Source organism: Pseudomonas nitroreducens (assembly GCF_014204515.1).
Lineage (GTDB): Bacteria > Pseudomonadota > Gammaproteobacteria > Pseudomonadales > Pseudomonadaceae > Pseudomonas > Pseudomonas nitritireducens_A.
On the sequence record NZ_JACHLI010000009.1, the window covers coordinates 21289 to 43729 of the forward strand.

Here is a 22441-nt window from a genome sequence, read left to right on the forward strand (position 1 = left end):
GTCGCCCTGGCACAAGGATGAAGCCATGCCGTCGAATCTGGAGATAGCCGCGAACCTGCTCAACCTGCTGGCGGTGCTGCTGGCGGCGCGCAACAGCGTCCACACCTGGACGCTGGGCGTGGTCGGTTGCCTGCTGTTCGGCTGGATGTTCTACACCGTGCAGTTGTACGCCGATGTACTGCTGCAGGGCTTCTTCATCGTCACCAGCCTGATGGGCTGCTGGGCCTGGTTGCGTGGTGATGCCGGCGCGGCACTGCCGATCAGCCGCACCGCCACCCGCGACCTGCTGGCGATGGCGGCGCTGGCAATTCTGGTGGCCTCGGGTTATGCGTTGCTGCTGCACCATTTCACCAATGCCTATGCTCCGTGGGTCGATTCGCTGGTGCTGGCCTTCAGCGTGCTGGCGCAGTTCCTGCTGATGCGCCGGCGCCTGGAGAATTGGTTGATCTGGCTGCTGGTGAACACCCTGGCGGTGCCGCTCTATGCCTCGCGCGGCCTGTACCTGACGGCGGCGCTCTATCTGCTGTTCTGGTTCAACGCCTGGTACGGCCTGTACCGCTGGCGCTCCGAGCTGCGCCTGCAGGGCCAGCCCGTGGCGCCGGCGGGAGTGCCGGCCTGATGGTCGAGGCCGGGCTGATCGTCGGCAAGTTCTCGCCCCTGCACCTGGGCCATGAACACTTGATCCGCCAGGCGCAGCAGCACTGCCGGCGCCTCTACCTGCTGTGCTATTCGCTGCCGGAAATGCCCGGCTGCCCGGCGTCGCTGCGGGAGAGGTGGCTGCATGAGCGTTTTGCCGAGCTGCCCAGCTGGGTCGTTACCCCCGAACGAGTGGCGGCCTGGCGTTCGGCGGGCAAGGCGCTGCCCGAGCTGCCGGCGAACGAGGCGGCGGAAGGCCTGCACCGGCAGTTCGTCGCCGACTTCTGTCGCGAGGTAATCGGCGAGACCGTGCAGGCGGTGTTCACCAGCGAGGACTACGGCGATGGCTTCGCGGCCCATCTGGCAGCGAGCTTCGGCCATCCGGTACGGCATGTCAGCGTGGACCGGTTGCGTACCACGGTGCCGGTCTCGGGTACGGCGCTACGCGGCGACGTGCACGCCCTGCGCGATTTTCTTGCGCCCTCGGTCTACGCGGATTTCGTCGAGCGCGTGGTGTTCCTTGGCGGCGAGTCCACCGGCAAGTCCACCCTTAGCCGACATCTGGCGCAACTTTGCGGCACGCGCTACGCGGCCGAATACGGTCGTGAATTGTGGGAAGAGAAGGGCGGGGCGCTGGTCTTCGACGACCTGCTGCACATCGCGCGGACCCAGGTTGCGCGTGAAACGCAGGCGTGCGCAAAAGCGGAGCGCTACCTGTTCTGCGATACCTCGCCGCTGACCACGCTGCTCTACTGCCAGTCGATGTTCGGCCGCGCCGAGGATGAATTGCAGCAGTTGGCCGAGCGGCCCTACGCGCATGTCTTCCTCTGCGCCGACGATTTCCCCTTCGTGCAGGACGGCACCCGTCGCGAAGAAGACTTCCGCCGCTGGCAGCAGGCCTGGTATGTCGCCGAGCTGCAACGGCGCGGGATCGACTACCAGGTGCTGAACGGGACGCTGGAGCAGCGCACGGAGCAGGTGCTCCGCGCGCTGGACTGGCAGCCTTAGTCGCGCTTGGGGATGTTCAGCCCGCGTTGCACCGCCGGCCGCGCCAGGAAGCGCTCCAGCACGCGCTTGACGTTGTGGAAGTTGTCGAAGCCCACCAGGTCGCCCGCCTCATAGAAGCCGACCAGGCTGCGGATCCACGGGAAGGTGGCGATATCGGCGATGGTGTAGCGCTCGCCCAGGATCCAGTCGCGGCCTTCCAGATGACGGTCGAGCACGCTCAGCAGGCGTTTGGACTCGTCGACGTAGCGCTGCAGCGGGCGCTTGTCCTCGTAGTCCTTGCCGGCGAATTTGTTGAAGAAGCCGATCTGGCCGAACATCGGGCCGATCCCGCCCATCTGGAACATCAGCCACTGCAGGGTTTCGTAGCGGCCGCTGGCGCCGGGAGCGATCAGCGAGTCGGTCTTGTCGGCGAGGTAGACCAGGATCGCGCCGGACTCGAACAGCGCCAGCGGCTGGCCGTCCGGGCCGTTGGGATCGAGGATCGCCGGGATCTTGTTGTTCGGGTTCAGCGAGAGGAATTCGGGGGACAGCTGGTCGTTGCGTTCGAAGCTGACCAGGTGCGGCTCGTAGGGCAGGCCGAGCTCTTCGAGCATGATCGATACCTTGACGCCGTTGGGCGTGGGCAGCGAGTACAGCTGCAGGCAGTCAGGGTGTTCGGCGGGCCATTTGCGGGTGATGGGGAACGCGGAAAGGTCTGACATGCATACTCCGGTCAGGTGAGCGGGATCGTGAGTCGGCCCTCAGGATAGTCCTACGCGTGCCGATGGTCATGACCCGCGTGCGACAAACCGGTATGGTGCGGGCCCATAGCCAAGCCATTGGACCCCCACACGGTCAACAGACAAGGAACCCGGCATGAGCCTGCAAGGCACCTACGATCCGCAGAACATCTTCGCCCAGATCATTCGTGGCGAAGCCCCCTGCTACAAGCTGTACGAGGACGACGACGTGCTCGCCTTCCTCGACCTGTTCCCGCAGTCCTACGGCCACGCGCTGGTGATCCCGAAGAACTCCCCGGCGCGCAATATCCTTGAAGTCGACCCTGATGCCCTGGCCAAGGTGATGCGCGTGGTGCAGCGTCTGACCGGGGTAATCGTCGAGGAGCTCAACCCCGATGGCGTGCAGGTCGCCCAGTTCAACGGCGCGCCGGCCGGGCAGACGGTGTTCCACCTCCACGTGCACATTGTCCCGCGCTATGCCGGCGAAGGCCTGGGCATCCATGCGGCGAACAAGGCCGATGCGGGGGAGCTGGAGAAGCTGCAGGCGCGCCTGGTTGCCCGCCTGAACGGCTGAGGCGCGCCCGCTGCGGCGGTTACTCGACTGCCGGCTTGATGTCGAAACCGGTGCGGTTGTCGCTGACGATGCGGAAGGCGTTGTTGCCGCCCGGCTCCAGCGGCACCAGCAGTTCGCGGCGCAGCATGGCCTTGCTGCACAGGCCGTCGCCGTCCTTGTCGCCGATGATGCCGACCACGTGCTTGCCGGCCGGTACGTGGAAGCTGGCCACTTCGCCCTTGCCGATGCGCGCGGCGATCTCGTGGTCGATGGTGAGAGCGACGTAGCAGCCGCCGCCGATGTAGCCGACGTCGCGGGTGACGTCGACCTTGACGCTGTCCTTGCCCGGTTGCTGGTAGCCCAGCAGGCGGTCGGCGGGGACGGGGTGGACTTCATCGCTCTGGTACGAGGCGCAGCCGGACAACACCCCGGTGGACACGGCGAGCACGGACAGGACGGCAAGGATCGAACGCATAGACTTCCTCCATGGACAATGCAGCCTAGGCTAGCGCATCGGATCGGATTCCGTCGGGTTGGCTACGCGGCGTAGGAAATTGGAGTAGTCTTCAGAAGACCTGAATCGGGCTGGAGTGCCCGGATGCCGCCAATTCGGCCGAACCGCCGGGCGGTCGAGCCAAGGAGCAGGGCGATGCACCGCAACAGCGACCCCGACCACCTGTTCGATTCCAGTGCCGGACCCACCGGCCTGGAAGAGGCGGACCATCGCCTGCTGATGCGGCTGATCTTCGGTTGCACCGGGGCGACCCTGGGGCTGTTCTCGATCCTGCAGTTCCTCGCCGGCAATCTCTGGCTGTCCGCCGCCGAACTGGTCACCTGCGGACTGCTGCTGTGGGCCGCGCACCGGCTCAAGCGGGTCAGGCGCCTGGTGCCGTGGATCATTGCCTACCTGCTACCGACCTTCTGCTTCATCCTCTACATCATCGTCATGCCCCAGGCCTCGGCCTCGGCCTTCGTCTGGGTCTACCTGATGCCGGTGATGGCCTACCTGCTGCTGGGAAAGTGGCGTGGCTTTCTGCTCGCCGTGCCGTTCATGCTGGTCGCCACGGTCATGTACCTGCACGCCAATCACCTGCGCCTGGACGCACCGGGGCTGATCGACATCGGCAACGGCATCTTCTGCGGCGTGCTGGTGATCGCCTTCATGCATGTCTACGAGGAGCGCCGTGCCGCCGCTTATAAACAGTTGCGGCAGCTGGCGCTGACCGACGCGCTGACCGGCGTGGCCAGTCGCGAGAGCTTCCAGCGCGCGCTGCGTCGCTGCATCCAGGAGGCGGCGCACTTCGAGACGCGCCTGGTGCTGGTGGTGCTGGACGTCGACCACTTCAAGGGCATCAACGACCAGTACGGCCATGACGCCGGCGACAAGGCCCTGCAGCACCTGTGCGCCCGCCTGCGCCACCGGCTGCGCGCCACCGACCTGATCGGCCGGCTGGGCGGCGAGGAGTTCGGCCTGCTGCTGCCGTTCACCGACCGCTTCGACGCCAAGCCGCTGGTGGAATCCCTGCGCCGCGAAATTGACGAAGCGTCGCTGATGTACCACGGCCAGCGCATCCGCATCTCCGCCACCTTCGGCCTCGCCGAATGGCCGGGCGACGGCCTGGACGCGGACGAGCTCTACCGCTGCACCGACCGCCGCCTGTACCGTGGCAAGGCCGAGGGGCGCAACCGCCTGGTCTACAGCGACCCGGCCTGAGCGCGCCTGGCTGCCAGCGGCTCGGCAATCCGCGCATAGGCGCTGCGTACCTGGCGCGCCATCTTCCGTTCCACCCACTCGTAGCTCAGCCAGGACAGCAGCAGGATCGCCGGCACGCTGAGGCCCAGCGTCTGGTAGGGCGTCAGGCCCAGCCGTTCGTGCAGCCAGTAGGCCGCCAGCCACAGCACGATGACGTGCAGCAGGTACACCGAGTAGGACCAGTCGCCCAGCGCATGCAGCACCTTGTTGCGCTCGAACAGCGGCTCCAGCGCCACGCACGCCGCCAGCAACGCGGCGGCGGGCAGGCCCCAGGTCAGCAGGCGCCAGGGATGGTCGGCGGGGAACAGCGCGATGGTGGTCACCGCCGCAGTCGCCATGGCCAGCGCCAGCGGGCGCGGCCAGTTGAGCCAGCCGCGCCGGTACAGTGCCGCCAGGCCCAGGCCGAGAAGGAACTCGAAGATGATCGGGTTGCGGTAGAAATTGCTCAGCCACGGCTCGCGCGCCAGCACCTGGGCCACCAGCAGCACCAACGCCGTCACCAGCCACGGGCGCCAGCGCTCGGCGACCAGGAAGGACAGGGCGAACAGGCCGTAGAAGAGCATCTCGAAGTTCAGCGTCCAGCCCACCGGCAGCACCGGATAGAGGCCGAAGCCGCCGGGGTTTTCGCTGGGGATGAACAACAGCGACAGCAGCAGGGATTTGCCGCCGACGCCGTAGACCGGCATCACGTCGGCGAAGGCATAGATGATCAGCGCGGTGATCGCCGTGTACAGCCAATAGGCCGGGGCGACGCGGGCCAGGCGCTGGACCAGGAAGGTCAGCGGCGACATCGGCCGGCCGGCGCTGGACAGGTGGATCACGAAGCCGCTGAGGACGAAGAAGATGTCCACCCCGACCTGGCCGCGGGTGGAGAGAAGCTTGCCGCCGAGGCTGTCGGCGCGGAAATCGAAGAACACCTGCATGAAGTGATGGAACACCACCAGCCAGGCGGCCAGTGCCCGCAGTGCCTGAAGCGAAACCAGCATGGGTGGGCGAGCCCTCCGTCTGTGCGTGAAAAGAAAAAGGCGCGACAGTGCGCGCCCCTTTCCTCGACAGTGCCGATTCGCCGATCGTTCACCGGGCCTGCTGGACGGTTCCTGTCAGCGGCTGCGGTTCGCGCTCCAGGCGCAGGCAGAGCAGCGCCGTGACGATGGCCGCGACCGGCAGCAGGGCGCCGACCCACGGCAGCGCGGCGAGGCCGGGGCCGTGGTCGATGGTCATGCCGCCGAGCCAGGCGCCCAGGGCGTTGCCCAGGTTGAACGCGGCGATGTTGAAGCTGGCCGCCACGCTCTGGCCGGCGCCGTGGGCCTTTTCCAGCACCCACATCTGCAGTGGCGGCACCGTGGCGAAACCGGCGGCGCCAAGCAGGGCGATGAAGATGACCACCGCGACCTGGTCGTGCAGGGCGAAGCTCATCAGGCCCATCACCACCGCCAGCGCCACCAGGCTGCCGAGCAGGGCAGGCACCAGCCGGCGGTCGGCCAGCTTGCCGCCCAGCAGGTTGCCCAGCACCAGGCCGCCGCCGAACACCAGCAGCACCGGTGACACGGCGCTCTCGGAAAATCCGGCCAGTCGGGTCAGCAGCGGCGACACATAGCTGAACACGGTGAACACGCCGCCGAAGCCGAGCACGGTGGTCAGCAGGCCGAGCAGCACGGCCGGGCGCTTGAGCACGCGGAAGTCGTCGCGCAGGTTGCCGGCGGCCGGCGGGGCGCTGTTGCGCGGCAGGTAGAGCGCGAGGATCGCCAGTGCCAGCACGCCGATGCCGGTCACCACCCAGAAGGCCGCGCGCCAGCCGTACAACTGGCCGAGCCAGGTGCCCAGCGGTACACCGAGGATGGTGGCGACGGTGAGGCCGGTGAACATCAGGGCGATGGCCGAGGCGCGGCGTTCGGCCGGCACCAGGCTGGTGGCGACCACCGAGCCGACGCCGAAGAAGGTGCCGTGGGCAAAGGACGTCAGCACCCGCGCCGCCATCAGCGTGGTGTAGTCCGGCGCCAGGGCGCAGGCCAGGTTGCCGAGGGTGAAGATCACCATCAGCCCCAGCAGGGTGCGGCGCTGCGGCCAGCGCGCGGTGAGGGCGGTGAGCAGCGGCGCGCCGAGCACCACGCCCAGGGCGTAGCCGGAGATCAGCAGGCCGGCGGCAGAGATCGACACGCCGAAGTCCTGGCCGACCTCCAGCAGCAATCCCATGATCACGAATTCGGTTACACCGATGCCAAAGGCACCGGCGGTCAAGGCGTACAAGGCGATGGGCACGTGGGCTCTCCCAAATGGATTTGAAGAATGGTCGCCACGTTATCGCTGAGCGGATTGCTGATATAGACTGCCTTCGAGCAAATCACCTGTGAATTGAATTCAATATGGCCCGCCCTGACGTCAACCGCTTCGGCGAAATGGAAGTGTTCATCCGCGTGGTGGAAACCGGTGGTTTCACCGCCGCCGCCCAGCAGTGCGGGATGACGCCCTCGGCCGTCAGCAAGCTGGTGGCGCGCCTGGAGGATCGCCTCGGCGCGCGCTTGTTCAACCGCTCCACCCGGCGCCAGCAGCTCACGGCTGAAGGGGTGGCCTTCCACGAACGCAGCTTGCGTATCCTCGCCGACCTGGACGAAGCCGAGCGTGAGGCCTCGGCCAGCGCCGAGCCGCAGGGGCGGGTGCGAATCAGCTGCAACCTGCCGCTGGGCCGGCAGTTCCTGATCCCGGCGTTGCCACTGTTCTTCGCGCGCTATCCGGGCGTCAGCCTCGATCTGCAGCTCACCGATGAGGTGGTGGACCTGCTGGAGGTGCGCGCCGATGTCGCCGTGCGCAGTGGTCCGCTGCGGGACTCGCGCCTGGTGGCGCGTTCGCTGGGCGAGTCGGGACATCGCATCGTCGCCGCGCCGGACTACCTGGCGCGCTGCGGTACGCCGCGGCATCCGCGCGAGTTGCCCACGCACAATTGCCTGGGCTTCAGCTACCGACGCAGCGAGCCCGACTGGCCCTTCCTCGGCAGGCAGGCGGGCGATCCGGAACCCAGCGGCAACCTGCAGGCCAGTGATGGCGACAGCGTGCGCCACCTGGCGCTGGCGGGTTTGGGAGTGGCGCGGCTGGCGGAATTCCAGGTGCGCGAGGATATCGCCGCGGGGCGGCTGGTGGCGCTGCTGGAAGACTTCAACCCCGGCGACCGCAAGCCCATGCACGCGCTCTATCTGGGCAAGCCGGGGCACCTGCCGGCGCGGGTGCGTGCGCTGCTCGACTTCCTCGCCGAGCACGTGCGCATCGACTGACTCAGGCGGCTTCGAGCAGCGCCAGGGTGTCGCCGGCGCCCATCATCTTCGCCGCGGCCAGCGCCGTCAGCCCGCTGGCATCGCGGGCCTCGCGGTCGGCGCCGTGTTCCAGCAGGCAGCGGACGATGTCCGGGCGATTGAACATCGCCGCCATCATCAGCGCGGTCTTGCCATCGGGGGATGCGCCTTCCACCTGGGCGCCACGACCGAGCAGCAGGCGCACCATCTCCAGGTCGCCCTTGAAGGCGGCACCGGCCAGGGGCGTCTGCCCGGCGTTGTTGCGCAGGTCCGGGTCGGCGCCGTGGTCGAGCAGCATGCCGACGGTGTCGTGGTGGCCGTAGTAGCTGGCCAGCATCAGCAGGCTGTCGCCCTTGTGGTTGCGCAGGTTGGCCGGCAGGCCCTGGTGCAGCAGTTCGGTCAGGCGCGGGGTGTCGCCCTGGCGGGCCAGGTCGATCACCTGGTTGGCGAATTCGAGGGTCTGTTCATCCATGTCCGGGCGGGTTTCGGCACTCATCCTGAAGTCTCCTTGGCAAGGTCGGGAATGCACTGAAGGATAAGGACTGGCGCGCTCTGGCGCGCCAACACTGTGCCTATGGTGCCGGTGGAAAATTTCAATCCGTTGCTCCAGGACAGGCCGGGCGTGATTGACGTCCATCATCTTGCGCAAATGCCGCCCCTGCACGGCGGCATTTCGGCGAAAATTGCCGCATAATCGGCGACCAGCGGTTGCACCCAGGTGAAACCGCGAACCGCCGGGCGGGCAAAGGTGCCCACCGCCGGTGGGAGTGGCACACTGCCCGGTTGCGGGGATCGCCATCCCGAAGCCTTCGCGCCAGGACGCGGAGCGACGAATATCCAGTGCCGGCCAGCGAGCGGGCACCTTGATGCCTAACCTTGCCGCCCGGCCCGGCGGCGCAGATTGAGAAGAGGATTGACCGTGCATAAAGTCGTGATCAGCGGAACCGGCCTGTATACCCCGCCGTTCAGCATCTCCAACGATGAACTGGTGGAATCCTTCAACAGCTACGTCCGCAGTCACAACGAGCAGAATGCCGAAGCCATCGCCAAGGGCGAAGTCGAGGCGCTGTCCGAGTCCAGCTCGGCCTTCATCGAAAAGGCTTCCGGCATCAAGAGCCGCTTCGTGGTGAACAAGGAAGGTATCCTCGATCCGCAGCGCATGGCGCCGCGCATTCCAGAGCGTTCCAACGAAGACTGGGGCATCCTCTGCGAAATGGCCACCGCTGCCGCCAGGCAGGCCCTGGAGCGCGCCGGCCGCAAGCCCGAAGACATCGACGGGGTGATCGTCGCCTGCTCCAACCTGCAGCGCGCCTACCCGGCCGTCGCCATCGAAGTCCAGGCCGCTCTCGGCATCCAGGGTTTCGGCTATGACATGAACGTCGCCTGCTCCTCGGCCACCTTCGGCATCCAGGCCGCAGTGAACAGCGTGCAACTGGGCCAGGCCCGCGCGATCCTCATGGTCAACCCGGAAATCTGCACCGGCCACCTGAACTTCCGCGACCGCGACAGCCACTTCATCTTCGGCGACGCCGCCACTGCCGTGGTCATCGAGCGCGCCGACCAGGCCACCAGCCAGCACCAGTTCGACGTGGTCAGCACCAAGCTGCTGACCCAGTTCTCCAACAACATCCGCAACAACTTCGGCTTCCTCAACCGCGCCGCGGAAGAAGGCATTGGCAGCCGCGACAAGCTGTTCGTGCAGGAAGGCCGCAAGGTGTTCAAGGACGTCTGCCCGATGGTGGCCGAGCTGATCGGCGAGCACCTGGCGCAGAACGACATCCCGGTCAGCGACGTGAAGCGCTACTGGCTGCACCAGGCCAACCTGAACATGAACCTGCTGATCACCCGCAAGCTGATCGGCCGCGATGCCGAGGCCCACGAGGCGCCGGTGATCCTCGATACCTACGCCAACACCAGTTCGGCCGGTTCGGTGATCGCCTTCCACAAGTACCAGGATGACCTGCCCGCCGGCTCCATCGGCGTGCTGAGCTCCTTCGGCGCCGGCTACTCCATCGGCAGCGTGATCCTGCGCAAGCGCTGATCGTGCCCGCCGACGACAGCGAGCTGTTGTCGCGCCTGCTGGCCGGTGACCAGCAGGCCTTCCGCACCCTGGTAGCCACCTACCAGGGCGCGATGCGCGCCGTGGCCATCGCCATCGTCGGCGCCGCCCATGCCGATGAAGTGGTGCAGGACGCCTGGCTCGCTGCGGTGCGTAACCTCGACGGCTTCCAGGGCCGCTCCAGCCTCAAGACCTGGCTGCTGACCATCACCGCCAATACCGCCAAGACCCGCCTGCGCAAGGTTCGCCGCGACGTATCGCTGGACGACCTGCCCGCGCCCCATGGCAGCCTCGACGACTCCCGCTTTGCCGCCGACGGCCACTGGAGCACGGCGCCGCTGGCCTGGCATGAGGACTCGCCCGAAGCCCTGCTGGCCGAGGACGAGCTGCGCCAGTGCCTGGAAAAGACCTTGCTGAGCCTCTCCGAACTGCAGCGCAGCGTGCTGCTGTTGCGCGAGCGCCAGGGGCTGGAGTTGGAAGAGATCTGTAATCTCCTGGAGGTTTCGCTCTCCAATGTCAGGGTGCTGCTGCACCGTGCGCGGCTGAAGGTGTTCGCCACCGTGGAGCACTTCGAGGAGACCGGGGAATGCTGACCTGCAAGGAACTGGTAGCCCGCTCCAGCGACCTGCTGGACGAACAATTGGGCTGGCGCGAGAAGCTTGCCCTGCGTCGGCACCTGCTGCTGTGCCGCAACTGCCGGCGCTACCTGCGGCAGATGCGCCTGACCCAGGCGACCCTGCGCCTGTTGCCCGAGCCGCCAGGTGCCGATGCGGAACGCCTGGCCGACCACCTCGCCGAACTGCGCCGGGACAACGCTCGGCGCTAGGAGCGCCGAGGCTCTGCGTAGGAGCGGACTCTGTCCGCGAAGACCCAGCGGGGCTCCCTGAATGTCAGATCGCAGCAGAGCCAGGGCGGATTCATCCGCGATATCTTCACGGTGGATGCCCATCGCGGACAAAGTCCGCTCCTACGTCGCATGCAAGACCGGCGCAGGTGCTTGCGCCCGCCACGCATCCAGCCCACCTGACAGCGCCCACGTCCGTGGGTGTCCGAACGCTTGCAGGCGCTCCGCCAGCATCGCCGCGGAAAGCTCGTGGGGGCAGGCGCAGTAGATCACCACGTCCTTGTCTTCGAGGCTGCCGCGCAGCTCGTCCAGCGCACCGTCCAGGCTGAAGGCGATGGAACCGGGGATCGCCTCGTCATCGAACTGCGCACGCACGTCGAGGATCAGCGGCGGCTCGCCCGCGTCCAGGCGTGCCCGCAGTTCGTCGACGCTGATGCGTGGAATGCGCGCGGTGCGCTTGAGCAGGCTGAAGCGCTGCCAGAGCTTCCAGGCGATGAACAGCGCGAAGCTGCCCAGCAGCACGCCGACACCCACGCTGGCGTACTCGGTGAGCAAGGCGAGAATGCGGTCCACCGCGTTGCTGAAAATGCTCCCCAGCAGCAGCGCAGAACCGGCCCAGAGCGCAGCCCCGGCGCAGTCGTAGGCGAGGAAGCGCGGCAGCGGCGTGCGCGTCATGCCGGCCATGGTGGTGGTCAGCGCGCTGGCGCCGGGCAGGAAGCGCGAGATCAGCAGCGCGCGCGGGCCGACACGCAGGTACAGGCTCTGGCTCTGGCGGATGCAGCTGTCCGGCGACAGCGAGACCTTGCACACGCTGCGCAGCATGAAGCCGCCATAGCGCCTGCCGGCGAAGAACCAGATCAGGTCGGCGATCAGGCAGGCGAATACCGCGACTGCCAGCGCCTGGCCCAGCGGCACGCCGCTGCCCTGCAGGGCGAGCGCGCCGGCGACGATCAGCGCCGGATAAGCCGGGATCGGCAGTCCCAGTTGCTCCAGCAGGACGTTGAGGAACAGCAGGCTGAGGCCGTGCTGCTGGATCAGGGGTTGCAGTTCATTCATGGAAAAGCCTGAGGAAAGGTCTTTCAGAAGAAGGCGGCAAGCATACCGCCAAAGCGCTTGCGAAAAAGGGCTCCAGGCCAGGCGGGATCTGGCTTGGGTCCTTTATGACTCAAAGAAATCAAAAGTTCCGCTGTAATAAAAGTTTTATCTAGGAGCAACTGATCTGAAATAACCCCTCGCCAAGATTCCCAGCAACACAAACGGGGGCCGCCAGAACGGCCTGTGCGAGTCCTTGGGGGGCGCGCAGCAGCCAGGCACTCGGCGTGTTCAACGCAAATACCATTAAGGGGAATCTTCGATGATCCGTAAGCACTTCGCCGGTTACGCCGCCACTGCCCTGGCACTGGCCGTTTCCGCCCAGGCTTTCGCAGGCACAGTCACCACCGATGGCGCCGATATCGTGATCAAGACCAAAGGCGGTCTTGAAGTCGGCACAACCGACAAGGAATTCAGCTTCAAGCTGGGTGGCCGTCTGCAAGCGGATTACAGCCGCTTCGATGGTTTCTACACCAAGAACGGCAACGACGGTGACGGCGCCTACTTCCGCCGCGCCTACATCGAGCTGGGCGGCACTGTCTACAAAGACTGGAAATACCAGATCAACTACGACATGTCCCACAACTCGGGTAACGCTGATAACGGCTACTTCGACGAGGCTTCCTTCAGCTACACCGGCTTCAGCCCGGTCACCCTGAAATTCGGCCGCTTCGACCCGGACTTCGGCCTGGAAAAAGCCACCAGCTCCAAGTGGGTGACCGCTACCGAGCGTACCGCTGCCTACGAACTGGCTGACTGGATCAACACCCACCAGGACGGCCTGGGCGCCCAGGTTGGCGGCGTCATCGCCAACATGGCCTACGTCGACGCCGGCGTGTTCTCCAAGGATGCCGACGACACCGACGGCGACAGCGTCAAGCAGTTCAACTTCCGTGGTGTGTTCGCTCCGCTGAACACCGACGGCAACGTCCTGCATGTTGGCGTGGACTACGCCTACCGTGACCTGGACGACACCGCCTTCGACTCCCGCATCCGTCCGCGTCTGGGCATGCGTGGTATCGCCACCAACGGCGGTAACGATGCTGGCGACAACGGCAACCGCGCCACCTTCGGCGGCGCCACCCTGAGCCCGGCCGGTTCCTACAAGGACGACTCCACCTGGGGTGCTGAATTCGCCTACGCCATCGGCCCGTTCTCCGCTCAGGCCGAATACCTGAAGCGCAAGCTGAAGGCTGACGCCGACGCGTACGAAGACATCAAGGCTGACGGCTACTACGGCCAGCTGGCCTACACCATCACCGGTGAATCCCGTGTGTACAAGCTCGATGGCGCCAAGTTCGACACCATCAAGCCGTCCAACAAGGAAATCGGTGCCTGGGAAGTCTTCTACCGCTACGACCACATCAAGGTCGACGACCCGAACGTGGTCGTGGCTACCGCCACCCGCGACGTGGGCGACACCAAGGCCAGCACCAACACCATCGGTGTGAACTGGTACGCCAACGAAGCCGTGAAGGTCTCCCTGGACTACGTCCACGTCAAGACCGATGGCATCCGCAATGCCAACGGCGACGACGACGGCAACGGCATCGTCACCCGTCTGCAGTACGTGTTCTAAGAAAGACAGCGATACCGTTTGACTCCTTTGTGTGAACCCCCGCCTCGGCGGGGGTTTTTTTATGGGAGTCGGAAGGAGCTTTTTGCTGGCCCGTGGTGTAGCCAGCTCCTGTAGGAGCGGATTCATCCGCGATCGGCTGGATCTGGCGCCGGGGGCGGATCATCGCGGACGGAGTCCGCTCCTACGCATCGTGCTGGATCAACGCAGCAAGGGCCCCGCCGGCCGCCGCTGGAATTCGAATTCCAGCAACTCGTCGAACGGGTTGCCCATGGCCAGGCGTGTCCAGCCCAGCTTGAGGAGAAAGGCCAGTGCCCCCGGATTGTCCGGCCGCACGCTGGCCCGCCAGAGAGGGCTGCGCTGCAGCTCCGGGCGGTTCATCATCAGCGCCATCACCCGGCGTCCTACGCCGGAGCCGCGCAGTTGCGGACGTACCGCCAGATCGGTGACGAAGTAGAAGGGATGGGCCTCGTCCGGCAAGCGGATACCCACCACCGCGACCAGCAGGTCGCCCCGCAGCACGCTGTACAGAGCCCTGTCGGAGTCATTGAGCACCTGCTCCACACCGTCACGGTCGATCGGCCCCAGATGAGCGTCGAGCAGCGGATCGGCAAACCAGCTTTGGTACGGCAGGAAGTCTTCTACCTGGAAAGGTCGAATCTGCATGCGGGCGCTCTCCGATGGAGCTTTGGGAAGTTTCACACTCGCATCTGCTGGGCGATTGCGTCAATCGACCCTGAGCGCTCGCGTCATTGAGGCCGCGCGCCGCCAGCACCTACCCTGCGGGCACTCAACCCACCGGGAGTCGACCATGCTGCGCAATCACTTCGAGACCGAGCACAACCTGTTCCGCGATGCGTTCCGAACCTTCCTCGACCGGGAAGTGGTGCCTCACCAGGAAGAATGGGAAGAAGCCGGCGTGGTGGACCGCAGTGTCTGGCGCAAGGCCGGGGAGATGGGCTTCCTGTTGCCCTGGGCGGAAGAGGAGTACGGCGGAACCGCGCTGAAGGATTTCCGCTACGAACAGATCATGTGCGAGGAACTGGCCGCCATCAACGAGCCGGGCTTCATGATCCCGCTGCACTCGGCGCTGTGCGGCCCCTACATCGCCGAATACGGCAACGCCGAGCAGAAGGCCCGCTGGCTGCCGGGGATCATCCGTGGCGAGAGCATCCTGGCGGTGGCGATGACCGAGCCTTCTGCCGGCTCCGACCTCGCCGGCATGCGCACCACGGCGGTGGACAAGGGCGACCACTTCGTCCTCAACGGCTCCAAGGTATTCATTTCCAACGGCCTGCTGGCGGACCTGGTGATAGTCGCGGCCAAGACCGATCCGAACAACAAGCATGCCATGGGCCTGTTCGTGGTCGAGCGCGGCATGGAGGGCTTCGAGCGCGGACGCAACCTGAAGAAGCTGGGCATGAAAAGCCAGGACACCGCCGAGCTGTTCTTCAACAACGTCAAAGTGCCGAAGGAAAACCTGCTGGGCGACGCCAAGGGCGGCTTCTTCTACCTGATGAACATGCTCGCCCAGGAACGTCTGACCAACGCCTGCGGCGCGGTGGCCGGCGCCGAGGCCGCGCTGAACGCGACCATCGACTACGTGAAGGAACGCAAGGCCTTCGACCGTCCGGTGGCGCACTTCCAGAACACACGCTTCAAGCTCGCCGAGATGCGTACGCAGATCGACGTGGCCCAGGTCTTCACCGACCACTGCGTGATGGACCACAACCAGAAGAAACTCACCCCGGAGGTGGCTGCCGAAGCCAAGCTGTTCACCACCGAGCTGCTCTGCAAGGTGGTCGATGAAGGCGTGCAACTGCACGGCGGCTGGGGTTACATGTGGGAGTATCCGATCTGCAAGATGTACGCGAACGCGCGCATCCAGCGCATCTTCGCCGGGACCTCGGAGATCATGAAAGAGATCATCAGCCGCGGCATGAAACTCTGAAGGCGCGGCGCCCACGTATCGATTGAGCGAAACAGGAGTGCCCATGAACGGCCCGCTCGCCTCCCTGAAGATCCTCGATTTCTCCACCCTGCTGCCGGGGCCGTTCGCCTCGCTGTTATTGGCCGACATGGGCGCCCAGGTGCTGCGCGTGGAATCGCCCACGCGCATGGACCTGGTGCGCGTACTGCCGCCGCACGTGGACGGCACCTCCGCCAGCCACGCCTACCTCAACCGCAACAAACGCTGCATCGCGCTGGACCTGAAGCAGGCCGAGGCAGTGGAGGTGGTGAAGCAACTGGTGCAGGAATACGACATCGTCCTGGAGCAGTTCCGCCCAGGCGTGATGGACAAGCTGGGCGTGGGCTACGAGGAGCTCAAGGCGATCAACCCGAAGCTGATCTATGTGTCGATCACCGGCTACGGCCAGACCGGGCCGCTGCGCGACCGCGCCGGGCATGACATCAACTACCTGGCCCTGGCCGGCGTTGCCAGCTACACCGGTCGCCGTGAGAGCGGTCCGCTGCCGTTGGGCGTGCAACTGGCGGATATCGGCGGCGGCTCGCTGCATGGCGTGATGGGCCTGCTGGCCGCGGTCATCCATCGGCAGCAGACGGGGGAGGGGCAGCAGGTCGACGTGAGCATGACCGACTGCGCCTTCAGCCTGCACGGCATGGCCGGCGCGGGCTATCTCGCTGCGGGTGTCGAGCCGGAGATGGAAGGTCTCGCGCTCAATGGCGGCAGCTTCTACGACTATTACCGCACCCGCGATGGTCGCTGGTTCTCGGTGGGCAGCCTGGAACCGCAGTTCATGCAGCAGTTCTGCGCCGCCATCGGCCGGCCCGAACTGGCCGCGCGTGGGCTTTCACCCAGGCCGGAAGATCAGCAGGCGCTCAAGCGCGAGATCGCCATCGAGTTCGAGAGGCACGATTTCAGCGAGTGGCAGGAGCGTTTCGCCGCGCTCGATGCCTGCGTCGAGCCGATGCTGTCGCTGGCCGAGGCCGTCGAGCATCCGCAATTGCGCGAGCGTGGCGTCGTCACCCAGGTACCTAACGGCAAGGGCGGCGAGCAGCGGCAGATGGCCTGCCCGATCCGCTTCTCCGCCGGCCTGCCCGAGCCGCGCCATATCGGCGCTGCGCTGGGTGCGCACACGGCGGAAGTAATGGCAGAACTGGGTTATTCCGATGAGCAGGTCGCAGCGCTGAAAGCGGCGAAGGTCATTGCCTGAGCGGCATCACTCGCGGCGGGTTTCGCCGGTGAAGATCAGCGTCGCGCGGCAACGCCGGCAGTAGTAGCGGCGGCCCTGGGCGACCAGGTTGTGGCGCTGGGCGGAGAAGGGGAATTCATTGCCCTCGCCGCAGTGGCAGCGATACAGGTAGCGGGTGGCGCGGCGGCGCTTGATCTCATAGGTGTGGCAGCGATCCGGCGGCAGGCCGTAGATGCCGCGCATGATCAGCTGCCACTCCTCGCCGTGGGGGCGGATGCGTGGGCCAAACATCTGGTGGGCAATCAGGTGGGCCACTTCGTGTGCCACGGTCTGCTGCAGGAAGTGTTCGTGGTTTTCCCGGTACAGCTGCGGGTTGAAGCGCAGCAGGTTTTCATCCAGGTGGGCGACGCCGGCCTTCTGGCCGCGTAGCCGGAAGCTCACTTCCGGGCGGGGAAAGTGCCGCTGGAAGAAGGCTTCGGCCTGCTGGTAGCAGGCTTCGACGCGAGCGTTGAGCTGTTCAGGCATACAGTGGTTCTCCGACGGGGGCAGATTATGCCGCAGTCGAAGCGCGGGTGGAGGATTTCTCGCGGCCGCTCGTCCGGGGCGCAGCTTCAGGCAAGCCGGGCGAGTTTCAGGCAAGCGCGCAAAAGAAAACCGGGCCGCTGGGGCCCGGTTTTTCGTTCATCTAGCGCTATCAGGTGTATTCCGGGCCGACGCCGCTGCCCCAGAGGATGACCGACAGGGCCATCATCGCCACCAGCACCACCAGTCCTACCGCCAGCACCGAGCTGGAGAACAGGAAGCCTTCATCCCTGGGAATGTTCATGAAGGTCGGGATGCCGACGTAGAGCAGGTAGACCGTGTAGCAGATCGCGGCGGTGCCGATGATCATGCCCAGCCACAGGTGCGGGTAGAGCGCCGCCAGGCCGCCGATGAACAGCGGGGTGGCGGTATATGCGGCGAACACGATGCATTGGGTCAGCGATGGCGACGCGTCGTAGGTGCGGGCCATCCAGTGGATGAAGGCGCCCATCACGGCGACGCCGGCGAGCATGGCGATGTAGGTCATGATGGTCAGCTGGATCGCACTGGCGGCCGTCAGCTTGACCGGTCCCGCATTGCCCAATACCCAGCCGACCTGCGTAGTGCCGATGTAGGCGGAAATGACCGGGATGGCAGCGAGGATCAGGACGTGGGTCAGGTACATGTGGCTGATGGATTCTTCCTCGCCACGGATGTCCTGCCATTCCTGATCGGGATGGGTGAAGAGCCCCCACACATGATGGATCATGTCAGCATTCTCCTCTTCTTATAGAAGGTCGCCCCCCAGCAAGGCGCCGAATACGCGTAGCCAGCGTCATCCGGTGCCTGGCCGACTAATGCGACCTTAAGTCGCAGTATAGGAATGGCTGCATGCCACGTCGTCCGTGGGTTTAGAGCAAATGGAAGTTTCACGGGCGGCTGTAATAGCGCTCCAGAATTTCCATGGCCTTGTTGATCGACTGCAGCCGCGTGGTGCTGCCGCCCCGATCCGGATGGTGCTGGCTCACCAGCTGGCGGTAGCGCAGCTTGATCAGCGCGTAGTCCACCGGGCCATCCTCCAGCTCGAACAGGGCCAGCGCCGCGGCCTTTTCCTCGTTGCCCTGCATACGCGTCCAGAAGCTTTCCAGCAGCTTCTCCACGTCGCGCTCGGTGGTTTCCTTCAGGTTCTTCTCGTCCAGATAGTAGCTGCGCAGGGCATCCTGTTCGCCGAGTGCCTGCACGCCGCTCATATAAGGAGAGAGCCGGATCTGCAGCGGGCCGATCTCCAGGTGCGCCGAGTTCTCCTCCCAGAGCCTGTCCCGCAGGCGGTACAGTGCGTTGAAGACCAGAAAATGGGTGCGAAACAGCACCAGCTTGTCAGTCAGCGGCAGGTTGGGCACGTGGGTGGAATGCCGCGCCTTGAGCTGCTGGATCAGCTGGAATTCAGAGATTCCTTCAGATGCTTCCTGCAGCAGCTGCAGGAGCTGGCCGGCAAGGTCGAGGGAAGGATCGAGGTCGGGCGTCATGCTGTCAGATTAGCAGTAGGCCGATAGAGGGGCTGGGGTATGCGTCGCTTTGCGCGTAAAATGACCGGCTTTTCGTCTTGCCCTTCGGATTCCAGAGCACCATGGCCAGCACCCTTTCGGTCAACCAGAACAAACTGCAGAAACGCCTGCGCCGCCAGGTTGGCGAAGCGGTCACCGACTTCAACATGATCGAGGACGGCGACAAGGTGATGGTCTGCCTGTCCGGCGGCAAGGACAGCTACACCCTGCTGGACATCCTGCTGTACCTGCAGAAGGTGGCGCCGATCCAGTTCGAGATCGTCGCTGTGAACATGGACCAGAAGCAGCCGGGCTTCCCCGAGCACGTGCTGCCGGCGTACCTGGAGTCCATTGGCGTGCAGTACCACATCATCGAGAAGGACACCTACTCGGTGGTGAAGGAGAAGATCCCGGAGGGCAAGACCACTTGCTCGCTGTGTTCGCGCCTGCGCCGTGGCACCCTCTATACCTACGCCGACGAGATCGGTGCAACCAAGATGGCGCTGGGACACCACCGTGATGACATCCTGGAAACCTTCTTCCTTAATATGTTCTACGGCGGCACGCTCAAGGCCATGCCGCCCAAGCTGCTGTCGGACGACGGCCGCAACGTGGTGATCCGCCCGCTGGCGTACTGCAACGAGAAGGACATCGAGGCCTATTCGGTGCTCAAGGAATTCCCGATCATCCCGTGCAACCTATGCGGCTCGCAGGAGAACCTGCAGCGCCAGGTGGTCAAGGAGATGCTGCTGGACTGGGAACGCAAGTCGCCCGGCCGTACCGAGATCATGTTCCGCGCGCTGCAGAACGTGGTGCCATCGCAACTGGCGGACCGCAACCTGTTCGACTTCAACAGCCTGCGCATCGATGAGACCGCGACTCCGCGCTTCCTCGACGTGATGAATCTGTAAGACCTCGCAAGGACGCCCGATGCGCGATTACCAGTGGCTGTACGAATACTGCCTGAACCGTTTCGGCTCGGTCCAAGCGCTGGAGGCTCGCCTGCCGCAGGCCAGGTCGGCGGCTGAGCTGATGGCGGTTGGCGACGATCGCTACCTGTCTTTGCTCAGCCTGCGAGTCTTTCGCGCGGGTTTGAAACACAGCCTGGTGGACGCCAAATGGCCGGCCTTCGAGGAAGTCTTCTTCGGTTTCGATCCGGAGAAGGTCGTGCTGATGGGCGGCGAGCGCCTGGAAAACCTGATGCAGGATGCCCGACTGATCCGTCACCTGGGCAAGCTCAAGAGTGTGCCGCGCAACGCGCAGATGGTCCTGGACATCGCCCGTGAATACGGCAGCTTCGGCAAGCTGCTGGCGGGCTGGCCGTCCAGCGATATCGTCGGCCTGTGGAAGCTGCTGGCCAAGCGTGGCAACCAGATGGGCGGGATGTCCGCGCCGCGTTTCCTGCGCATGGCAGGCAAGGACACGTTCGTTCTTGGCGATGACGTGGTCGCGGCACTCAAGGCCCAGGAGATCGTCGACAAAGCGCCCACCAGCCAGAAAGACTTGGCCCAGGTGCAGGCGGCGTTCAATCAATGGCAGGAACAAAGCGGCCGTCCGCTGTGCCATATTTCGATGATGCTGGCGTTGACCGTCAACCATTGACCTGAGCGGAGGAGGGCGCATGGACTCGGCCATTGAACGTACCGGAGCGGCACTGGCCCGCGCCGAACGAATCTTGGTCATCACCGGCGCAGGCCTGTCTGCCGACTCCGGCATGCCCACCTATCGCGGCCTCGGTGGGCTCTACAACGGCCAGACAGCGGAAGGCATCCCCATCGAAGTGGCGATTTCCGGCCCGATGCTGCGGAAGGACCCGGCGCTGTGCTGGAAGTACCTGGCCGAGTTGGGCAAGGCCTGCCTGAATGCTCAGCCCAATGCAGGTCATGCGGCTATCGCCGAGTTGCAGCGACGCAAACCTGAGTGCTGGGTGCTGACGCAGAACATCGACGGTTTCCATCGCCGGGCCGGCTCGCCTGCAGAACGCCTGATCGAGATCCATGGCGAGCTGGCGCCGCTGTACTGCCAGTCGTGCGGGCTGGAAAGTACTGAACTGGCTGGGCACCTGCTTCCGCCGCTACCGCCCAAATGCGCACGCTGCGCCGGCGTACTGCGTCCGCCGGTGGTGCTGTTCGAGGAGAGGCTGCCCGAAGAGGCTATCGACTCGCTCTACGCGCAATTGCGCAAAGGATTCGATGCTGTACTGCTGGTGGGGACCACCGCGAGCTTCCCCTACATCATCGAGCCGGTACTGCGTACTCGCGATGCCGGAGGCTTCACCGCCGAGGTGAATCCGGGGCTGACCGACCTCAGTTCAGTGGTCGAAGAAAGAATGGTGGGTCGAGCCTTAGACATTATGCCGCGCCTGCTGAGTCACATTCCGCGATAAAAAACTTGCATTGCCTCCATTGAGAGGGCAAATTAGCCCGCTACTAAATGGAACTAATGAGACACGGTCGTGCCCATGCTTAAACGCTTAGCACCCCTCGTGCCCATGAGTTTCGTTCTGCTGCTGGCAGCTTGCGCCAGCCATTCGCCGGAATCGCAGCCGAACCAGGTCGCTTCAGCGCCTGCCACTCGAGCCGCACTCCAGGTCAACCAGCACAACATAGCGCTGGTGAATGAGTCGCAGGACGAGGGGGCCAAAAACGATAACGGCAGTTCGACTGCCCATGTATCCGACATTCTGGACCGCGCTTTCTCGCTGATCGGTACGCCGTACCGCTTTGGCGGAAAATCCGAGCGGACCGGCTTCGATTGCAGCGGCTTCGTGGGCTATCTGTTCCGCGAAGAAGCGGGCATCAGCCTGCCGCGCTCCACGCGTGAGATGATCAACATGGACGTCCCGCTGGTCTCCAAAGAAGACCTGCAGCCGGGCGACCTGATCTTCTTCAATAACCGTGGTCGCGGTCGGGTCAGCCACGCCGGCATTTATATCGGCGATGGCCAGTTCATCCATTCCGCCAGCCGCCGCGGCGGTGGTGTGCGGGTGGATCGCCTGGACGAGAGCTACTGGCGCCTGAGCTTCATGGAAGCCAAGCGCGTACTCGAACCGGGCTACGAGCCGAAGACGGTGAGCCGCTGAACTTAAAGTTTTACTTTAAGTATTGCGCTTAACTCACTGTTGGTACAAAGTGATGGCATTCCTTGACGGGATGCCATCACATGCTCGTTCCTCAGCGCTTCATCTTCCTCGCTGTTCTCGCCTCGCTGGCTGCCTGTGCCAGTCGCACTCCGCCGTCTCCGCCTCCCGTAGTGCGTTCGGCCCCCGCTCCCGTCTATAACACCCAAGCTGCTGACGATGTCCTGATCCGTGCCATTGGCTTGGTTGGCACGCCCTATCGTTGGGGTGGCAACACTCCAGATGGCGGCTTCGACTGCAGTGGCCTGATCGGCTACGTCTACCGCGATGCCACCGGCCTTGCGCTGCCGCGCTCGACCCGCGAGATGATCTCCATGCGCGCGCCCACGGTCGGCCGCGAATCCCTGCAGAGCGGCGATCTGGTGTTCTTCGCCACCAGCGGTGGACGCGGTGTCAGCCATGCGGGTATCTATGTCGGGGAGGGGCGCTTCGTTCATGCGCCCAGAACGGGTGGGACAGTTCGCCTGGACAGCCTCGACAGCGCCTATTGGCAGAAAGCCTTCCTGGAAGCCAAGCGCGTCCTCGCCGTGCAGAGTCTCGCCCTCCACCCCTGATCC

General features: G+C 65.0%; 26 protein-coding genes. 16 read left to right on the top strand and 10 right to left on the bottom strand.

The genetic code is table 11. The features are described 5' to 3' along the window. Positions 1 to 25 precede the first annotated feature (25 nt). Both pnuC and HNP46_RS13225 read left to right on the top strand, forming a co-directional pair. Entirely contained in the window at positions 26 to 619 is a 594-nt protein-coding gene (pnuC, locus tag HNP46_RS13220; RefSeq protein WP_184589576.1) for a nicotinamide riboside transporter PnuC, read from the top strand. Then, the gene (locus tag HNP46_RS13225) at positions 619 to 1644 is read left to right on the top strand and encodes an AAA family ATPase (RefSeq protein ID WP_184589578.1); all 1026 of its coding nucleotides are present in this window, start codon (positions 619 to 621) and stop codon (positions 1642 to 1644) included. The genes pnuC and HNP46_RS13225 overlap by 1 nt, the downstream gene beginning before the upstream one ends. On the opposite strand, the gene HNP46_RS13230 is transcribed toward HNP46_RS13225, so the two are convergent. Further along, a complete protein-coding gene (locus tag HNP46_RS13230) occupies positions 1641 to 2345 on the bottom strand; it encodes a glutathione binding-like protein (protein ID WP_184589580.1) in 705 nt (234 codons plus the stop codon). The genes HNP46_RS13225 and HNP46_RS13230 overlap by 4 nt on opposite strands. Positions 2346 to 2499: 154 nt before the next feature. On the opposite strand from HNP46_RS13230, the gene HNP46_RS13235 reads away from it, so the two are divergent. Further along, positions 2500 to 2937, top strand: coding sequence for an HIT family protein (locus HNP46_RS13235; protein WP_184589582.1), 438 nt, complete (start codon positions 2500 to 2502; stop codon positions 2935 to 2937). Between the two features lie 19 nt (positions 2938 to 2956). Here the strand turns inward: HNP46_RS13235 and HNP46_RS13240 are convergent, their stop codons facing one another. Further along, positions 2957 to 3391 (bottom strand): 3-isopropylmalate dehydratase, encoded by a 435-nt coding sequence (locus HNP46_RS13240; RefSeq protein WP_184589584.1) that lies wholly within the window; start codon positions 3389 to 3391, stop codon positions 2957 to 2959. 174 nt (positions 3392 to 3565) lie between these two features. On the opposite strand from HNP46_RS13240, the gene HNP46_RS13245 reads away from it, so the two are divergent. Continuing rightward, positions 3566 to 4630, top strand: a complete 1065-nt coding sequence (locus HNP46_RS13245) for a GGDEF domain-containing protein (protein WP_184589586.1) — start codon at positions 3566 to 3568, stop codon at positions 4628 to 4630. Here HNP46_RS13245 and HNP46_RS13250 read toward each other — a convergent pair. Both HNP46_RS13250 and HNP46_RS13255 read right to left on the bottom strand, forming a co-directional pair. Then, a complete protein-coding gene (locus tag HNP46_RS13250) occupies positions 4612 to 5655 on the bottom strand; it encodes an acyltransferase family protein (RefSeq protein WP_184589588.1) in 1044 nt (347 codons plus the stop codon). The genes HNP46_RS13245 and HNP46_RS13250 overlap by 19 nt on opposite strands. 88 nt (positions 5656 to 5743) lie before the next feature. Next, a complete protein-coding gene (locus HNP46_RS13255) occupies positions 5744 to 6928 on the bottom strand; it encodes an MFS transporter (RefSeq protein ID WP_184589590.1) in 1185 nt (394 codons plus the stop codon). Between the two features lie 104 nt (positions 6929 to 7032). Between HNP46_RS13255 and HNP46_RS13260 the strand changes: the two genes are divergently transcribed. Next, positions 7033 to 7935, top strand: coding sequence for a LysR family transcriptional regulator (locus HNP46_RS13260; protein ID WP_184589592.1), 903 nt, complete (start codon positions 7033 to 7035; stop codon positions 7933 to 7935). Between the two features lies 1 nt (position 7936). On the opposite strand, the gene HNP46_RS13265 is transcribed toward HNP46_RS13260, so the two are convergent. Then, positions 7937 to 8449, bottom strand: a complete 513-nt coding sequence (locus HNP46_RS13265; RefSeq protein ID WP_184589594.1) for an ankyrin repeat domain-containing protein — start codon at positions 8447 to 8449, stop codon at positions 7937 to 7939. 423 nt (positions 8450 to 8872) lie between these two features. Between HNP46_RS13265 and HNP46_RS13270 the strand changes: the two genes are divergently transcribed. Genes HNP46_RS13270 through HNP46_RS13280 form a run of 3 tightly spaced genes read left to right on the top strand, consistent with a single transcriptional unit; the run spans position 8873 to position 10838 of the window. Continuing rightward, positions 8873 to 9994: a beta-ketoacyl-ACP synthase III gene (locus HNP46_RS13270; RefSeq protein ID WP_184589595.1), complete on the top strand. Its 1122-nt coding sequence runs from the start codon at positions 8873 to 8875 to the stop codon at positions 9992 to 9994. Positions 9995 to 9996: 2 nt separating this feature from the next. Next, positions 9997 to 10605: an RNA polymerase sigma factor gene (locus HNP46_RS13275; RefSeq protein ID WP_184589597.1), complete on the top strand. Its 609-nt coding sequence runs from the start codon at positions 9997 to 9999 to the stop codon at positions 10603 to 10605. After that, positions 10599 to 10838, top strand: coding sequence for a zf-HC2 domain-containing protein (locus HNP46_RS13280; RefSeq protein ID WP_184589599.1), 240 nt, complete (start codon positions 10599 to 10601; stop codon positions 10836 to 10838). The genes HNP46_RS13275 and HNP46_RS13280 overlap by 7 nt, the downstream gene beginning before the upstream one ends. Before the next feature lie 141 nt (positions 10839 to 10979). On the opposite strand, the gene HNP46_RS13285 is transcribed toward HNP46_RS13280, so the two are convergent. Further along, positions 10980 to 11912 (bottom strand): DedA family protein/thiosulfate sulfurtransferase GlpE, encoded by a 933-nt coding sequence (locus HNP46_RS13285; RefSeq protein ID WP_184589601.1) that lies wholly within the window; start codon positions 11910 to 11912, stop codon positions 10980 to 10982. 298 nt (positions 11913 to 12210) lie between these two features. Between HNP46_RS13285 and HNP46_RS13290 the strand changes: the two genes are divergently transcribed. Further along, entirely contained in the window at positions 12211 to 13527 is a 1317-nt protein-coding gene (locus HNP46_RS13290; protein WP_184589603.1) for an OprO/OprP family phosphate-selective porin, read from the top strand. Between the two features lie 198 nt (positions 13528 to 13725). Here the strand turns inward: HNP46_RS13290 and HNP46_RS13295 are convergent, their stop codons facing one another. Beyond that, positions 13726 to 14190, bottom strand: coding sequence for a GNAT family N-acetyltransferase (locus HNP46_RS13295; RefSeq protein WP_184589605.1), 465 nt, complete (start codon positions 14188 to 14190; stop codon positions 13726 to 13728). 145 nt (positions 14191 to 14335) lie between these two features. On the opposite strand from HNP46_RS13295, the gene HNP46_RS13300 reads away from it, so the two are divergent. Both HNP46_RS13300 and HNP46_RS13305 read left to right on the top strand, forming a co-directional pair. Further along, complete coding sequence (locus HNP46_RS13300) at positions 14336 to 15475, top strand: acyl-CoA dehydrogenase family protein (protein WP_184589607.1); 1140 nt, start codon at positions 14336 to 14338, stop codon at positions 15473 to 15475. A 43-nt stretch (positions 15476 to 15518) separates the two neighbouring features. Next, the gene (locus HNP46_RS13305; protein WP_184589609.1) at positions 15519 to 16700 is read left to right on the top strand and encodes a CaiB/BaiF CoA transferase family protein; all 1182 of its coding nucleotides are present in this window, start codon (positions 15519 to 15521) and stop codon (positions 16698 to 16700) included. Between the two features lie 6 nt (positions 16701 to 16706). Here HNP46_RS13305 and HNP46_RS13310 read toward each other — a convergent pair whose 3' ends face one another. The 3 genes from HNP46_RS13310 to HNP46_RS13320 all read right to left on the bottom strand — a co-directional run bounded on the left by HNP46_RS13310 (position 16707) and on the right by HNP46_RS13320 (position 18727). Next, on the bottom strand, positions 16707 to 17204 hold the full coding sequence (locus HNP46_RS13310) for a SprT family zinc-dependent metalloprotease (RefSeq protein WP_184589611.1): 498 nt from the start codon (positions 17202 to 17204) through the stop codon (positions 16707 to 16709). A 169-nt stretch (positions 17205 to 17373) separates the two neighbouring features. Continuing rightward, positions 17374 to 17970: a Yip1 family protein gene (locus HNP46_RS13315; protein ID WP_184589613.1), complete on the bottom strand. Its 597-nt coding sequence runs from the start codon at positions 17968 to 17970 to the stop codon at positions 17374 to 17376. A gap of 160 nt (positions 17971 to 18130) precedes the next feature. Beyond that, positions 18131 to 18727: a DNA-J related domain-containing protein gene (locus HNP46_RS13320; RefSeq protein WP_184589615.1), complete on the bottom strand. Its 597-nt coding sequence runs from the start codon at positions 18725 to 18727 to the stop codon at positions 18131 to 18133. Positions 18728 to 18828: 101 nt separating this feature from the next. Here HNP46_RS13320 and ttcA point away from each other — a divergent pair, with 101 nt between their 5' ends. The 5 genes from ttcA (at position 18829) to HNP46_RS13345 (ending at position 22438) form a co-directional block, all read left to right on the top strand. Then, positions 18829 to 19656 (top strand): tRNA 2-thiocytidine(32) synthetase TtcA, encoded by an 828-nt coding sequence (ttcA, locus tag HNP46_RS13325; protein WP_017522174.1) that lies wholly within the window; start codon positions 18829 to 18831, stop codon positions 19654 to 19656. 19 nt (positions 19657 to 19675) lie between these two features. Continuing rightward, positions 19676 to 20347, top strand: a complete 672-nt coding sequence (locus tag HNP46_RS13330) for a DNA-3-methyladenine glycosylase I (RefSeq protein WP_184589617.1) — start codon at positions 19676 to 19678, stop codon at positions 20345 to 20347. A 19-nt stretch (positions 20348 to 20366) separates the two neighbouring features. Next, complete coding sequence (locus HNP46_RS13335; RefSeq protein ID WP_184589619.1) at positions 20367 to 21131, top strand: NAD-dependent protein deacylase; 765 nt, start codon at positions 20367 to 20369, stop codon at positions 21129 to 21131. A gap of 75 nt (positions 21132 to 21206) precedes the next feature. Beyond that, positions 21207 to 21827: a C40 family peptidase gene (locus tag HNP46_RS13340; protein WP_221454963.1), complete on the top strand. Its 621-nt coding sequence runs from the start codon at positions 21207 to 21209 to the stop codon at positions 21825 to 21827. Between the two features lie 80 nt (positions 21828 to 21907). Further along, positions 21908 to 22438, top strand: a complete 531-nt coding sequence (locus tag HNP46_RS13345; protein ID WP_184589623.1) for a C40 family peptidase — start codon at positions 21908 to 21910, stop codon at positions 22436 to 22438. The last annotated feature ends 3 nt before the right edge of the window (positions 22439 to 22441 follow it).